Origin of the sequence: Granulicatella sp. 572.rep1_STHE (assembly GCF_001073445.1) — a bacterium.
GTDB classification, from domain to species: domain Bacteria; phylum Bacillota; class Bacilli; order Lactobacillales; family Aerococcaceae; genus Granulicatella; species Granulicatella adiacens.
Genome location: NZ_JVBO01000031.1, coordinates 1 through 15649, shown reverse-complemented (window position 1 = coordinate 15649; position 15649 = coordinate 1). Strand labels below are relative to the sequence as shown.

Below are 15649 nucleotides of genomic sequence, written 5' to 3'. Positions count from 1 at the left end.
TTTACCAGGCTTCAGCGATGGTCAGCGGAAGCACTTGAATTTGAGCCTTGGCCCATTGGTTTTCGATTGTTTGTCGTTGGTGTTTGTTTTGAGTAAAGCAAATACCGCAGTCGCCACCGCCAGCGCCTGAAGTTTTTGCGCAGGCACCAAACTGTTCTACGAGGTCGCAAAGCGTTTGTAGTGCAGGTGTTTCGATTTCTAGCTGCATCACTTTAGCAAATTCATTTAAGAGTGCGCGGTTAGCGCGGATTCCTTCTTGTAAGGCTGAGATATCTTGTTTGTTCCAAGCTGTTTGTAGGCCTTGAACGATGGCATGACTCTTTTTGAGAAATTCTTTGTAAAAGTCACTATCGGTTGCGACTTTGCGTTTCTTCTCAGTGGCTTGAATGAGTGAATCTGTGATTGCGACTTGCCCCGTCCATCCTACTAAGAGGGTGAAGTCTGGGATTTCTGGAAGACGTTCAATCGTGAGGTCTTTCCAGTCGGAATCACAAATTTTTTTGATCGTTTGGCTTTGTAATTTTACGAGTAATGCGCTTCGGTCTGGGCTTGTATAATACACCAATCCTCCAAAAGAAGAGGCGGCGATATCTCCAAAGGATCCACGTTGGGATAAGCGGAGATTCGTTAACACACTAAGCTTATAGACGAGTAGAGGCGTGCGAGGAGTCTTGTAAAAATCAAGAACGGCTTGAATCGTTGCGACCACAACGGCACCACTGGAACCGAGTCCGTATTTAATACCACGTTTAGCGTCATCGAGTTCACTCGTAATCGAAAGCGAGTAGAGGTCGTTTGTTGGCGTGCCGCATTCCCGAACATATTGCTCTGCGACCAGAATCGCTTCTTCGACTAGTTTATAGGGATGTTCTCCTTTTGCTTGGAACAGTTCACCTTCGCGAGTCCATTCCACAACGAGGTCTGGATTTTGAGTAGACGTTAAACTTCCTTCACTAGTAGCTTTATCGATTGTAACGGTTAAGTACCTCGATACTGCCGCAACAATAGCGCCGTGACCTGGTTCGACAACCGCATATTCTCCGGCAATAAAGAGTTTACCGGGAGCTTTTGAAGTAATCGTCACGCGCTCACTTCCCTTCGAAAGCCGCACGAGAAGCGTTCCATTCGTCTTCACTTAGCGTGCGAATACCTTCCCCTGGAAGCGTAGGGATGAGTTTTTCACTCGGGAATACTTTGCTAAGCTCTTCCATAATCGCAGGAATATCGCTTGCCTTGCAGATGACTTTAACGTTTGGTCCCGCATCCATTGTGAAGTAGGCCGGAATGCCTCGTTCTTCTCGAATCGTGCGAATTGTTTGTTGGGCGATAATACTCTCCGGTTCAAAATAACAGAATGGAGGGTTACTTGCCAGCATCGTAGCGTGCATTTTCATGCCGTTAAATTCCGCAATAGAGCCGATACGATGAATGTCGCGGTCCTTGATAGCCTCTTTGATGTCGGCTAAATCGTCCGCTGCTGAAGTGACCCAACCTTCATAAAATGGTGAAGTAGAAACGGTCAATTCCATGCCGGCACGACTCGAAATCTTCTTCTCGGCCGCGCTCACGACGATAATAATCATCCCGATGTCAAAGTTGGCATCGTCGACAGGGATGGCCATACTGTTTTCGTTGGAGTCTCCCTTATTCCATTCGACAAATCCGCCAAACAGACTACGAGTAGCGCTTCCGCTTCCACGACGAGCGTAAGTCGATAGTTTTTGAGCAGGCATGTTAAGACCGGTAGCATCGTTCATCGCACCTGCCAGTGCCGCAAAGGCGGAAGCAGAGCTCGCAAGACCTGCTGCAGTTGGGACAAAATTCAAGCTCTCGACACGAGCACGACGCGTATCTCCCGTTTCAGCGCGGAATAGGTCTAAGAAGCGCGTAATTTTAGCGGTCGCCGCTTCGTCTTGTCTGGCACCATTAAGATAGAACTCGTCTTCCGCTAACGCATCTGAGAGTTCGACTTTTGTATCGGTATAGAAAGCTTCAAGGGTTAAAGAGAGGCTACTATTCATCGGAATGAAAAGCTCTTTATTTTCTTTTCCCCAATATTTAATGAGTGCGATATTCGTATGCGCACGCGTCATTCCAATCGATGTGGTCATTAGCTCTTCTCCTTTTTGGCGAGCGACTGAATCCAGACCGCTTGCGCTCCTTTTTTCATGAATTGTTCTTGTAAATGAAGGGCGTCGTTCTCTGTAGCTACAAGGGCAATCATACAACCACCTAAGCCACCACCTGTGACTTTTGCCCCGAGTGCATGGTTTTCGTGGGCCGTACTGACGAGTGCTTCAATGATATCATGAGAAACCCCTAATTTTTTAAGACGATCGTGATTAGAAGTCATCAGCTGGCCGAGCTTTAGAGGATCTTTGGTTTCAATGGCGGTCTTTGTATCTTGTACGATGGCGCCAATCGACTGAACCGCGTCTGAACCAGTTTCGTTAGTGGTAGGGTCGATGATGCGTTCTTGCAGGGTGCTTACATGATGGACTGCTTGCTTCGTATTCCCGGTCACACCTGAATCTGCAATAACGAGATACGCTGGCATATCCAGCTCAAGCGTTTGAAGTTCTTGTTCCTTTTGGAAAAAGACCGGATGAGTGCCACTCGTTGTCGCGGTATCGACACCACTTGGATAGCCATGCGAAATGGTTTCCGCGCCTTGAACGATGTCCCATAAAGTGGCATTGGATAAAGGTGTTTTGAAAAAATCAAAAATGGCACGCACGACCGCCACGCTTACTGCAGCGCTGGATCCCATGCCTCGTTCCGCTGGAATCGTTGACTCGATGGAGAGGACAAAAGCTTGACTCGTGACTTCTTTTGAAGAGGCAAGTAAAAATGCTTTTTGAATCGCAAACTGCAAACCTGCCATTGAAGCAGGCATGCTTTGAAGGTCCCCTGAGTATAGTTCGCATTCGATCGTTTGCCCTGTGGTTGCAGTGACGATATCGGCTTTCACGAACACCGCATTAATGGGGAGTGCAATGGCTGGTTTATGATAGACGACGGCATGTTCACCGGCTAAAATGATTTTTCCATTGGCGAGGCCTGTTCCCTTTTGTAGTTTCATACGACATCCCTTTCTTCGTTTTCAATTCACATTCTACTAGATTCGTTCCCCTTCGTAAACAAGCATGCTGATTTCATGGGAAAAACTTAAGATTATAAAGAAACGAATCATAGAAACAGTGTGCTACTTATGGTACAATTCAAGAATAGTAAACCTGTAACTGAAGGAGACGAATCCGTTGAGAGAAAACGAGACGTATTATCAGATTCAAAGAAGTGAGTGGAGCCAGTATAAAGGCATGCATCCATTCACGATGACAAGCGCTGAACTTGCGCACTTAACGTCATTAAACGACCGCATTTCCCTACAGGACGTGCAAGAAGTGTATGTGCCGATGCTGGATTATTTTGATGTATATTTTAAAAAACATATTGAATTACATACTGAGGAACAACAATTCCTGAATCAACAGAAGAAGACGGTACCCTTTATTATTGGGGTCTCAGGAAGTGTGGCTGTCGGGAAGAGTACAACGGCTCGTTTAATGCAAACGATGCTACAACAACGCTACCCAAGTAAACGAGTGGCACTGATGACAACGGATGGTTTTTTGCTTCCAACAAAAGAGTTAATTCAACGTGGCATCTTGGATCGTAAAGGATTCCCGGAAAGTTACGACATGGAAGCTCTCGTTCATTTTTTACTCGAAGTGAAGACTGGAAATCCAAGCGTGGATGCACCGGTGTATTCGCATGAGATTTACGATATTGTGCCAGGGGAAGTGCAGACGATTGAGTCGCCCGACATCTTGATTGTGGAGGGAATTAATGTGTTGCAATTGCCGCCAAATCGTGAAATTTACGTGAGTGATTTTTTCGACTGGTCGATTTTCGTAGATGCTGATGCAACGCTGATTGAACAATGGTACTTGGAGCGTTTCGAATTGTTGATGGACCGTGCGAAATCTCAGCCGGATAACTATTACTATCAATATGCGATTGGGAATCGTGCGGACGCGATTGCGATGGCGAAAGATGTGTGGAAGAAGACTAACCTGAAGAACCTTAAAGAATACATCTTACCAACGAAAACCCGCGCCGACTTCATCCTCCATAAAACAGTGGGACATCACATTGATTTTGTGCAAATTAAAAAATATTAGGTACATCGATTACTTAAAATCCTTGCGGATTTTTTTATAATCACTGTAATGGGGCACCGGATTGAGCCTACGTCTCAACCTCTACCAAGCTTCAAACTGACTCTACGGGTTTCACCCTAGAGTCAGTAATTCACATTGGTTGCTATCCCCCATTACTGCGATTATAAAATCCGCTTGATTTTTCGTAATCGATTATTTTTTTACAAAAAATTGTGCCACTGTTTTAGTAGGTGAAGCGGTACGGGATTCTTAGTAAGAGTACGGGGAATCGTAAGAAAGAGTATATCTATGTTCATTGCAAAAATAAAATGTAAAAACCTCTTGACATTTTTAGGTAGGAGAGTATAATTTTAAATGTAAAGAGCTCTTGACATTATTACGAAAATTTGGAGGAACAAAGCCATGAAAAAGATGGATGAAATGGACAGAGATATTCAGTTGCGTTCTGAGGCGTGGGGCTATAAAACAGCGCTTTTGGGTTTATGTGCATGGACAGGATTTAATATCTATCAAGCACTTGTTAGTGGTGGCAAACTTGAAATGCTACCTTGCTTGATTTTGCTCTTATCTGTAAGTGTGCAAGGATTTGCTCAAACCGCAATGAAACGCAATATGATTGCTGGTGATGAAGAGTATAAAGAACCAAATAAACTTGTTCAAGGAGTCATTCTAGCAGTTGTCGCTGTTATCGTGGTATTGGCTGTTGGCGTGTATTTTTTCCAGAAAGCGTGATGGCATATGAAAAATAATATAAAACAGCTAAGAAAAGCAGCAGGATTGCGACAAGAGGATATGGCAAAAACATTGGGTGTAAGCAGACAGACCATTATTGCCATTGAGAATGATAAATATAATCCTACCCTTGAACTTGCAATGAAGATTGCAAGGTTACTCCAGCTCAATGTTGAAGAGATTTTTGTGTTAGAGGACTAAAAAGACATAACTGAATACTCAATAAATGAAGAGAGATTCCTATTTGTGGGGGAATCTCTTTTTTTGTAAAATCCTTAAAAATCCTGTTTAAAACGCGGAATAGTAGTGGTAAAATGTAGGTGAAAAATTGTAGCTTATAGTATGGTTTCTTTAATAATGAGGTGAGAACATGTACTTAAAAAGTGATCAAAAAAAACATCAAAAAATACCGACTTATGGAGCAGCGCCTTACATATACATAACTATCCTTTTGCCGAATTTGACGGGTTTGCTGCTGAGTCAGTCAGTGCTCGAGAGCGGACTGTTAAAGGGTGGCTTTAAAGATTTGTTTTATCTGATTGGCTTCCTCTTAATGTTCGTTGCAGCGAGAATTCAGTGGCTCAGCGGGGTGAAGTCGTTTATTAGCACAAGTATCCAAACTAGCGAACTCAAGACAACAGGAATTTACGCGCGCACTCGCAATCCAATTTACTTTTCGTGGTGGCTCAGCAGCATCGGGATTACCCTAACCATCCATAATGTGTGGTTACTACTTCTTATTCCGATTCAGTGGGTGTTATTAACCGTCGTGATTCGTATTACCGATGAAAAATGGCTCTACGAACTGCACGGAGAAGCCTATAAGGACTATTGCGCGAGAGTGAATCGATGGATTCCGATTAAGAAAATTAAGTAACCAAACTAAACATATTTGTAGAAGGTTCCTGAACTTCATCCAATAGCATGTCTAATGGATGGAGTTTTTTTGGGTTCTAATTAAATCTGAAATGAAATATCCGAAAAGTACTTTTAGAAACATCTAAAGATAAGCTATAAAAGGCAGTGAGTTATAATTAAAAAAATATTTTGCAATAAGTGTTGACTATAACATTGTGTCATGGTTTAGAATGTAAATTGTTAGGAGGTAGATACATGTACATGATAAAAAAAGCAAGTGAGATTAGTGGTGTGTCAGTACGAATGTTGCACCATTATGATGAGATTGGGTTATTATCTCCCCAAAAATCAGAGAATGGATATAGGTGTTATACCGAAGAAGATATGGCATGTTTACAAACCATACTCTTTTACAAATATTTAGGATTTCCAATTAAAAAAATTAAATCACTAATGGCAAAAGATGATACCGAACTACTAACTCACTTGAAAAGACAGTTGACCTTAATGCAAAAGGAAAACGAGAGACTCTTAACATTGATGGAAACATTACGGAAAACGATTGATTATGAAGAAAGGAAAATTACAATGTCAACAAAAGAAAAATTTAATGGGTTTACATACCAAGATAATCAAAAATACAAGCAAACTGCAATCGATATGTACGGGAAGGAAGTTATTGAAGAAGCCATTGAAAAACAAAAGGGAAAGGAACAAGAATTGACGGATGGTTTTAATGAAATATTCTTCGCTTTCTCTGAAAATAGGTCAAATGGAATGAGCGCAACATCTAAAGAAAATATAGATTTAGCAGAGAAACTTCATAAACATATTTGCAAATACTCGTTCGAATGCCCAATCGATGTATTTTCAAACATTGGGTATGGATATGTTCAAAATGCAGAATTTAAAAACAACTTAGATCAATTCGGTGATGGAACAGCACAGTATATATGCGATGCCATTCAGGAATATGTGAAAGAAAAATAGGATAAAAAATCATTAACAAGAAACAGTAAATCAAAAGAGGATTTACTGTTTTTTGTTTTTTAATGCAACCTTGGATTGGTCACGAATCAAAAAGCTTCGCAGTCTGATAATAGAAAACAAGCCTCCTTAGTGAAGTTTCGTATGTGGTCTGTAAACAACATTGAAAGAACTAAGGAGGTTTTGTCAAAAGAGTTACCGATGATGTGCACTGTTAAGCGTATACGGAAAGAGACGGTAAGCCCCTTTTCTTTTTTTGTAAAAAAGAAAAGTAGCATATATGCTACTTTTCAAAAATTAAAAACACAATTTTTAAACAGAGTGTCAACACTTAGAAACGTTGATGTGACAATGTTTCTGGAAGGAGAGAGTAGCGAGTGTACACGTTATATACTAATTTATATATTTTCATGAAAGCTTGGTGTGACGCGGAAAATGGGGTTAAAAAATCCGAACAAAAATTTCTGTTTTTTAAGTAATTTTCGGGCTTTTCTGTTACAATGAAAAAGAACTAAAACTAAGGAGGCCTCTTATGACAGCTCAAACCACTTCATTAGAAAAGATTATCGTGCTCGACTTCGGAAGTCAGTACAACCAGTTGATTACGCGCCGTATTCGTGAATTCGGTGTGTTCAGCGAGTTGCTACACAACGACATTACAGCCGAAGAAATTAAGGCACGTGGCAACGTAAAAGGGATTATTTTCTCAGGGGGACCACATAGCGTTTATGCAGAGGATGCTTTTACCGTGGATCCTGCGATTTTTGAATTGGGAATTCCAGTGCTTGGGATTTGCTACGGGATGCAACTGACAACGCATCTGTTCGGTGGGAAGGTAGAATCGTCTACAACGCGTGAATATGGTTCTGCGAAAGTCGATGTTTTCAACACGACTTCAGGCATTTTCAAAGGGTTAGCTGAAGAGGAAGAGGTACTCATGAGCCACGGCGACCGTATTACTGCGATTCCGGAAGGCTTCAGCGTGACGGCTTCGAATGCGCACACGCCATTTGCGGCTTTTGAAAACCAAGAACGTCGCATCTACGGCGTACAGTTCCACCCAGAAGTGCGCCACAGTATTCACGGGAACGACATGCTTCGTAACTTCGTGTTCGATATTTGTGGGGCAACAGGTGACTGGTCAATGGACAGCTTTATTGAAATGGAAATTGCGAAGATTCGCGAAAAAGTAGGCGATAAGAAAGTCCTACTTGGGCTATCTGGTGGAGTTGACTCTAGTGTGGTTGGAGTTCTCTTGCAAAAAGCAATCGGCGACCAACTCATCTGTATTTTCGTAGACCACGGCTTGCTTCGTAAAGGGGAAGGCGACCAAGTGATGGAGAGCCTTTCTGGTAAATTTGGCCTCAATATTATTCGCGTGAACGCTCAGGAACGTTTCCTATCGAAACTAAAAGGCGTGAACGACCCTGAACAAAAACGAAAAATCATCGGAAATGAGTTTGTGTACGTATTCGACGACGAAGCAGCAAAACTCACAGACGTGGATTTCCTTGCGCAAGGAACGCTCTATACAGACATCATCGAATCCGGAACGAAAACCGCGCAAACGATCAAGTCTCACCATAACGTAGGGGGACTTCCAGAGGATATGCAATTCGAACTGATCGAACCGCTGAACACGCTCTTCAAAGATGAAGTGCGCGCTTTGGGAACAGCGCTTGGCATGCCAGACTCTATCGTATGGCGCCAACCATTCCCAGGACCAGGGCTTGGAATCCGCGTTCTTGGGGAAGTGACCGAAGAAAAACTTGAAATCGTCCGCGAATCTGATGCCATCTTACGAGAAGAAATCGCCAAAAACGGCCTAGAACGAGACGTATGGCAATACTTCACGGTTCTTCCAGGAATCCGCAGCGTAGGGGTGATGGGAGACGGCAGAACGTACGACTACACAATCGGAATCCGTGCCGTAACGAGTATCGACGGCATGACCAGTGACTTCGCTCGCCTTCCTTGGGAAGTGCTTCAAACCATCAGCGCCCGCATCGTCAATGAAGTAGCCCACGTCAACCGCGTCGTCTACGACATCACGAGCAAACCGCCGGCTACGATTGAGTGGGAATGATTTATAAACATGATTTGAAGTGAAATGGTTGTTTTAACAGCACTTTCGGTTATTATAAAAGGTTAAAAATCAATCAAAATCGATTGGTTCCCCACCAAAAACCCCACCAGAATTTTCGGGACTGACCCCAAAAAGTGAGAATTTAATAAAAACACCCTAGGGCTACCGTCTCCGGTATTCAACCGGAGACAGGTAGTCCAATTTTTGTTGGATTCTATTTTCATTATAATATTTGATGTAATTTTCTACAATTTGAATTACAATAGAAGATGAAGTTATTACTTCATCTTTTATGTAGAAAGCTTCGCACTTTAGCGAAGAATGGAAGCTTTCGATAGGTGCATTATCTGCGGGTGTCCCCTTACGGGACATACTGCGGATAATGTTTTTTTCTTTACATAAATTGTAATATTCAGCAGAAGTATAAACGCTGCCTTGATCACTATGTAATAGAACATCCTTAGGTAAATCAATTTGATTTAAAGTATCCAATACAAACTTTGTATCTTGTTTTGAACCAATTGTATAAGCAAGGATTTCCCCATTATGTAAATCCATAATGGAAGATAAATATAATCGTTTAGGACCGAAAGGCAAATATGTGATATCAGTAGTCAACTTTTGCATAGGTTTGTCTGCTGAAAAATTTCTATTTAGAGTATTGCCAGTAATTGAGAATGGTTTACCTATTTTGATAGCTTTTTTAGGTTTCACGGCACAATTCCAACCATTTTTCTGCATAATCCGCTGCACAACCTTATGGTTAACAATCTGATTTAATTCCTTCTGAATCAAATGCTTAATCTTTCTGTACCCATAAATAAATTTGTTTTTCTTACAAATTTTACCAATGGTTTCCTCGATAACGGTTGGCGAAAAGTCTTTCTTTTTCCATCGATAGTAAGTAGATATGGGTATATTAAGGCAAAAACAGATTAAACGAAATGTATATTTACCTTTCAATTCTTCCACTAATTTTACAACTACTTGAGGCGACACTTCCTTTCCAATTCCTTGTATTTTTTTAATATTTCTAATTCAACTTCTTTTCTTTGTAATTCTAATTTTAATTGATCGATTTCTGAAAGTTCAGCTATTCCTTTATTATAGGAATATTGTTTCCCCACCTGTTGGTGGAAACGATGAGTTTCTCCATTTTTATACCATCTAAACCATGTTTTTACTTGAGTTTCATTTTTAATGTTTAACTCCTGCATTACTTGTTTTGTAGTATATCCCTGTAATTTCATTTCTACGGCTTTATTCTTTGTATCGACAGAATAGGCCACACGATTTTTAACCATAAAAAGACACCTCCATGCGTATTTGATAATATTGTACCAAATCCAACTTGGAGGTGTTTTTATTTAATTCTCATTTACGGGGGGGAGTGCCGCATTTCAAAGGCTTTTTTCTTTTAATTTTAGCAAAACAACTGAATTTTAACTGATTATATCACTTTAGGAGAGCAATAATAGATATAATGGTAGCAATGATGGAGACTATCGTAGCAACGATAGAACTTATGGTATTTGCCTTTGTGTAATTTATCTCTGTAAGCATATTCAAATAGGAATAATTTTCTTTAATTACATTTCGATAATATGACAAATTTTTATGAAATAAATTTTCTAGTTGAACTTCGTCATTTGATACAAATATAGTCCAAGAATCTTCAAAGTCTTTTTTAAAATTAGAAATATCTATTCTGTTTTCTGACTCCGATAGGCTTTGTATCTTTTTCAAAAGGTTTAAAAAATTTTTATTAAACATTATGTTCTTTCTTCCTGATACATATTTCGAAAAATCTCTTTCAAAAATGTGAAGTTCTCGCTCTCCAAATAATAAGTAATAGAGCTCGTTCCCATATTGCGATATAGACCCTAAAATACTAAATCTAGGAATGAAATTATTTCCTGAGTATAGAACATAATCGCTATCATTAAAACTATTTGAAATATAGTAATTACCTTTCTTATTATATAGACTATAACTAATATCCCCGAAGTATATTTTATCTATATCAACTTTTTCCTTTCGAAAAGCAACTGTTAGATTAATTAATTTGTTCATTTTCCCATTTTCGCTATATAAAAACGTAGTTATGTAATGTTGACATATCAAAGAAGGAAGTTCACTTGTCATCTGATCAATAGCTAGATAATTAAGTTTATCGTCCTTATCATCCAGAATATACCAATTAATGTAATCTTTTTTACTCAAGTTATTGATATTATCAGAAATAAATAATTGAAGATTAGACTCTGTCAATACTTGTTTGAAATGAAATCTATATTGAAAAATAGCATAATAATTATTTACCGTCGCCCAACTTATTTCAATACTGCTGAAAAATTTATCTCCAATTATCTCAATTTCAGCAAAAATTCCGACTCCATGCCTTAAATATTCTAAATGGACATAGTCGTATTTTTTAAATATAGTAGGTTTTTTATAATAATTTTTCACTTTAAATTTCGACTTTGGTAACGAATATAAACGCTTCGTTAATTTATTAACACCCTCATTTGAAAGTGTATCTAAAATAATAAACTCGCCAATTGAGAATTCATCAAAATAGTCTGTCCGTGTCCTCCATTCGGGGTGTTTTTCTTCAATGTACTTTTTATGAAATTCTAATCCTTCCTGCTCATTTCTGTGATAATAAGATTGATATTCTTCTGTTGCAACTATTTTTAAATAATAATCAAAAAACTTCTTAGCTTGTCTATTTATCATACCTACACCTAATTGATACTTTATATCACTATCATATCATTTTTTGAATAAAACTGAATCAATAACCGGAACTATTACTCATTTTATGATTTCAGCCAAATCTATCATAGCTTGTTCAATCTTATGTTTTCTTTTTTGCATAACATGAAGATAGATTTTTATACTTCTCTGCTATCTTCTGAATGTCCCACAAACTCTCGAATAAAGTTTAGGTTCACATTCTTATCAGCCAGGACTGAAACAAAACTATGTCGGAACATATGGGGAACTATGTAAACAGGCCTACCAAAATCAACTATGTTATCAATATCCTTATAGGATTTTCTACTTTTCTTATTATACTTAGCGGACTGACTAGTTCCACCTCTTAAGAACATTAAAATTTCTATATGATACAATGCTCTGCCCTGTTTGTTATTTATAGAAGTAAAATAGGGATTCACTACACGTCACTAGACGGTATAGACCTTGATTCAAAGCGATTTTTGAAATTCTAAATTTCACTACATTGCAATATAAATCAACCGAATCACTACCTTATTAGAAATAAAAATGATGATTAGGATTTTTAAAGGAAGAGGGACCGAACTGCACCCCAAAAGTTAGACAGAAAATCTAACTTTTGGGGTCAGTACAATTTTTCAAAATTTTTATTTTTAATAAAATGTCAACAATGTTAATTTAGTAGATTTTTTAGCCAATCTGCTAAATTTGAATCAGACTTTTCCCATCGGTCTGTCACTTTCTCTGAGGTTTCCCATTTATTTTCTTTTCCGTCAAAAAATTTCCGTCTATTACATTTGACTTTGTATACTTTATCTCCATCTGTTCGGTATTCATTATGATAGTAATTTTGCTTTCCGTTACCTTTCCATTCTTGAGTTTCATAAATTTTTTTCATGATATATCCTCCTTTTTGATAGCGCTTTATTCAATTGGATTTTAACTCTCTCTATAGAGTCTGTCAAGGGGATGTGGAAGGGATTTTAAATATTATTAACGTTAAAAATAATGTTACGACATTTCGTTAGTTAGCAGTGTATTTAATCAGATATAAATAAGATGAGAACGCTAATAAAGTTCTAAAATTTAATAAATCATATGCCATAAAAAATAACATGTATAAATCGAGTGAAGATTGATAGTTGATAATTCCTTAAGAATAAGTGTATGCCGTTTGCTATATTAGTCTTGCTAATCGTATACTAACGATGTACAACCATTAAGGAGGCTTTTTATGTTTTTATCGGAAGAGTTATTACAAGAAATTCATGAGCGTGCACCGCGTTATGACAAAGAAAATGCGTGGCCTGCGCAGGACTATGCAGCGTTAAAAGAGGCGGGATACTTGAAGGCGTTCGTGCCAAAAGAGTACGGCGGTTTCGGTTTGTCGCTGAAAGAAATCGCGCAAGAACAAACACGTCTTGCGATGGCGGCTCCAGGGACTGCGCTTGGGGTGAACATGCACCAAATTATTGTCGGCCTAGGCAAGCACATGGTTCGTTTTGGTAACAAGAAGGGAGAACAAATCCTTCGCGATGCTGCAGAAGGCAAGTTATTGGCGTTTGGGATTTCTGAACCATCAAACGACCGCGTGTTATTCGGTTCGATTTCTGAGGCTCGTCCGGAAGAGGGCGGCGCGTATCGTTTTTACGGCAAGAAAGTCTTCTTATCAATGGGAAAATATTGCGACAAGTTGGTTTCATTTGGGCAAGATAATACAGGCGAATCACCACTGTCAGTCTTTGCGTATTTAACACCGGACCAAGAAACGTTTATCGTAAAAGACGACTGGGATACAATGGGCATGCGTGCGACGCAATCAAACAGCGTTGAGTTAAAAGGGATTTTCGCAGCAGAAGAGCAAGTCCTCACAAAAGTGGCTCCTGGACCAAGCTTCGATCCAGTGGTATTCGGTATTTTCGCCTACTTCGAGATTCTACTGGCGGCAACATACTTTGGTATCGGAAAACGTGCGCTAGAAATCGGGGTAGAGACAGTGAAGAAACGTCACTCTGTATCCAACGATGCGCCTTATGCCAACGATAAAAACATTCGCTGGAGAATTGCGGAAGCGGCGATTATGCTAGACGGCATTCAACCGCAAATTAACGAATTGAGCGACACGCTTGAAGCAAGTTCTGAATACAGCTTCATCTGGTTGCCTCGTCTATCTTCTATTAAGAACCGTTCTGTAGAAGTATCGAAGAAAGCCGTGGAAGAAATCGTTCGTGCATGTGGTGGTAGTTCATACTTCAACCGTACAGAATTATCTCGCTTATACCGCGACGTGTTGGCAGGCTTGTTCCAACCAAGTGACCAAGAGTCATTGCATGATGCGTGGGCGAATATTCTCTTAGGACCTATTCAATAAATTTATATATAGTAGAAAAGCTCGCTTGCGTCAGTGCAGGCGAGCTTATTTGTGTTTAAACAAGTTCAGAGAGAGTATCCGTATTTGTGAATCCACTGTTATTAAATATCTAATTTTTCGATGATTTCACCATTCTGTTGTTTGGATTGAATTTTTTGAATCAGCTCTTCCCCTAAATACTTGGAGAATGCACTTAGGTCAGGTGCAACTTCAAAGAGAATATGGTGGTTTTCTTCAACTGGGATAAATGAAGACTGATGATTTTTTGGATTTGACCAAAAATTCCAATTCGTATCGGTTCGCTCGTAATAAACATAGTTGTTCTTTTTCGTAACGTAAATTCTTTTATTCGTCAGAGTCCGTTCATCTTGGGATTTAATAATAGTTGAATATAATTTTAATCCCTCGAATTGCTTATATTCTCGAATTTTATCCTTTGAAACGTTAAGTTTAATGACTTCATAATCCATAACCTTACCTCCAAAATAGTCAACTGGATGATATGCTGTTACTTCTATTAAACCACTTTTTAAGAGTGATGTCTATCTCTTTATGATTATGAGACGGGTAGTTAGATTGGCTAAGATGAAATTTTCAGTGTTGAACAACCGAAATGTAACATATAAGTTACGTAACTTTTATGTTACATTTTGCTTTTTTAGAAATACGTCTTTACAAGTTCAAGTTCTGCTTCGTTTAGTTCTCGGTATTCCCCAGGAGCCAGCGATTCAGCTAACACAAACTCTCCAAAGCGAATGCGTTTAAGATACGTCACTTTCACACCAACGCATAGAAACATCTTCTTCACTTGATGGAATTTCCCTTCAGAGATTGTGACGGTCGCACGGCTTAAGCTGCCGCTACTTTCTATTATCGTAAGCGAACTAGTTTTGCATTGATACCCACCGTGGAAAGTGACGCCGCGTTTGAAGGTTTCTATGGCATCCTCGTCTAGCGGGCCGTTCACTTCTACATAATATTCTTTCTCGATATGTTGGTCGGGATTCAGCATTCGGTAGCCCAGCGGACCATTATTCGTCACGAGGAGCAGCCCTTCAGTATCCCCATCAAGTCGTCCGAGCGGGTATAAGCCTTCAACGTTCTCCTTGGCGAAGAGGTCGATAACGGTCGTATGTTTCTTATCGATCGTAGCGGAGATGACGCCTTGAGGTTTATTCAGCATATAGTACTTCTGGCTGTTGTCATGAATCTGAGTACCGTTCACCGTGATAACTTGCAGGCTTGCATCAACATTATTGCTGACGTGAGTGGCCGAAACACCATCGATTAAGACAGCTTCGTTCTTGATGAGTTTCTTCATTTCACGGCGGCTCAGCACCAGATGTTTCATTAATAGATGTTCGAGTCTCATAGGCCCTCCTTGCAGTCGTTTTCTCGATTATACAATTTTTTTCAAAAATCGAGTAGTTATTCGTTGACGTCTCTTTCTTCCTGTGGTAAATTATTAAACGTTGTCGCGCAAGATGTTAAAAAACATCGAATCATATTTCTTGCAAAGAAAATGAACGCGTGATATGATATCAAAGTTGTTGCAAAACAACGATTGACCTTTGAAAACTGAACAAAGAAGACGAACCAAATGTGTAGGGACTTCATTTTTTGAAATAATGAAGAAACAACAATTTCTTATCTCTTAAAGAGATACAATAAGTCAGTAATTAAAATGAG

Annotated in this window: 16 protein-coding genes; 7 read left to right on the top strand and 9 right to left on the bottom strand. The window is 39.4% G+C overall.

Annotated features, from left to right (window positions below; all coding sequences use genetic code 11):
• Position 1: 1 nt before the first annotated feature.
• From ADH99_RS07340 to mvk, 3 genes are read right to left on the bottom strand one after another with little or no spacing between them, the layout of a single operon-like run.
• Positions 2–1111, bottom strand: a complete 1110-nt coding sequence (locus ADH99_RS07340; protein WP_160313173.1) for a phosphomevalonate kinase — start codon at positions 1109–1111, stop codon at positions 2–4.
• Complete coding sequence (gene mvaD, locus ADH99_RS07335) at positions 1089–2111, bottom strand: diphosphomevalonate decarboxylase (RefSeq protein WP_049554764.1); 1023 nt, start codon at positions 2109–2111, stop codon at positions 1089–1091. Before mvaD ends, ADH99_RS07340 begins: the two co-directional genes overlap by 23 nt.
• The gene (gene mvk, locus ADH99_RS07330; protein ID WP_049554763.1) at positions 2111–3082 is read right to left on the bottom strand and encodes a mevalonate kinase; all 972 of its coding nucleotides are present in this window, start codon (positions 3080–3082) and stop codon (positions 2111–2113) included. The genes mvaD and mvk overlap by 1 nt, the downstream gene beginning before the upstream one ends.
• A gap of 178 nt (positions 3083–3260) precedes the next feature.
• On the opposite strand from mvk, the gene coaA reads away from it, so the two are divergent.
• The 6 genes from coaA to guaA all read left to right on the top strand — a co-directional run bounded on the left by coaA (position 3261) and on the right by guaA (position 8847).
• Positions 3261–4184, top strand: a complete 924-nt coding sequence (gene coaA / locus ADH99_RS07325; protein WP_065427299.1) for a type I pantothenate kinase — start codon at positions 3261–3263, stop codon at positions 4182–4184.
• A 402-nt stretch (positions 4185–4586) separates the two neighbouring features.
• The gene (locus tag ADH99_RS07320) at positions 4587–4916 is read left to right on the top strand and encodes a hypothetical protein (protein ID WP_005607999.1); all 330 of its coding nucleotides are present in this window, start codon (positions 4587–4589) and stop codon (positions 4914–4916) included.
• A gap of 6 nt (positions 4917–4922) precedes the next feature.
• Positions 4923–5117 carry a helix-turn-helix transcriptional regulator gene (locus ADH99_RS07315; RefSeq protein ID WP_005607997.1) on the top strand — a complete coding sequence of 65 codons (195 nt, stop codon included), beginning with the start codon at positions 4923–4925 and terminating at the stop codon, positions 5115–5117.
• A 325-nt stretch (positions 5118–5442) separates the two neighbouring features.
• Complete coding sequence (locus ADH99_RS07310) at positions 5443–5793, top strand: methyltransferase family protein (RefSeq protein WP_160313172.1); 351 nt, start codon at positions 5443–5445, stop codon at positions 5791–5793.
• 236 nt (positions 5794–6029) lie between these two features.
• Entirely contained in the window at positions 6030–6764 is a 735-nt protein-coding gene (locus ADH99_RS07305) for a MerR family transcriptional regulator (RefSeq protein ID WP_049554761.1), read from the top strand.
• Between the two features lie 529 nt (positions 6765–7293).
• Entirely contained in the window at positions 7294–8847 is a 1554-nt protein-coding gene (guaA, locus tag ADH99_RS07300) for a glutamine-hydrolyzing GMP synthase (RefSeq protein ID WP_049554759.1), read from the top strand.
• Between the two features lie 162 nt (positions 8848–9009).
• Here the strand turns inward: guaA and ADH99_RS07295 are convergent.
• The 4 genes from ADH99_RS07295 to ADH99_RS07275 all read right to left on the bottom strand — a co-directional run bounded on the left by ADH99_RS07295 (position 9010) and on the right by ADH99_RS07275 (position 12487).
• Positions 9010–10151 (bottom strand): IS3 family transposase gene (locus ADH99_RS07295; protein WP_152903678.1). Its coding sequence is split into 2 segments (ribosomal slippage): positions 9010–9866 and positions 9866–10151, totalling 1143 coding nucleotides; the frame shifts between segments, so codons are not numbered across the junction.
• A gap of 151 nt (positions 10152–10302) precedes the next feature.
• Positions 10303–11586, bottom strand: coding sequence for a hypothetical protein (locus tag ADH99_RS07285; RefSeq protein WP_049554756.1), 1284 nt, complete (start codon positions 11584–11586; stop codon positions 10303–10305).
• 158 nt (positions 11587–11744) lie between these two features.
• The gene (locus ADH99_RS07280; RefSeq protein ID WP_239652317.1) at positions 11745–11963 is read right to left on the bottom strand and encodes a tyrosine-type recombinase/integrase; all 219 of its coding nucleotides are present in this window, start codon (positions 11961–11963) and stop codon (positions 11745–11747) included.
• A 299-nt stretch (positions 11964–12262) separates the two neighbouring features.
• Positions 12263–12487 (bottom strand): hypothetical protein, encoded by a 225-nt coding sequence (locus tag ADH99_RS07275; RefSeq protein WP_049554755.1) that lies wholly within the window; start codon positions 12485–12487, stop codon positions 12263–12265.
• A 336-nt stretch (positions 12488–12823) separates the two neighbouring features.
• Here ADH99_RS07275 and ADH99_RS07270 point away from each other — a divergent pair, with 336 nt between their 5' ends.
• Positions 12824–13960: an acyl-CoA dehydrogenase family protein gene (locus ADH99_RS07270; RefSeq protein WP_049554754.1), complete on the top strand. Its 1137-nt coding sequence runs from the start codon at positions 12824–12826 to the stop codon at positions 13958–13960.
• A gap of 101 nt (positions 13961–14061) precedes the next feature.
• Here the strand turns inward: ADH99_RS07270 and ADH99_RS07265 are convergent, their stop codons facing one another.
• Both ADH99_RS07265 and ADH99_RS07260 read right to left on the bottom strand, forming a co-directional pair.
• Entirely contained in the window at positions 14062–14430 is a 369-nt protein-coding gene (locus ADH99_RS07265; protein ID WP_049554753.1) for an EXLDI protein, read from the bottom strand.
• Between the two features lie 188 nt (positions 14431–14618).
• Positions 14619–15332 carry a 16S rRNA pseudouridine(516) synthase gene (locus ADH99_RS07260; protein ID WP_049554752.1) on the bottom strand — a complete coding sequence of 238 codons (714 nt, stop codon included), beginning with the start codon at positions 15330–15332 and terminating at the stop codon, positions 14619–14621.
• Positions 15333–15649 lie beyond the last annotated feature (317 nt).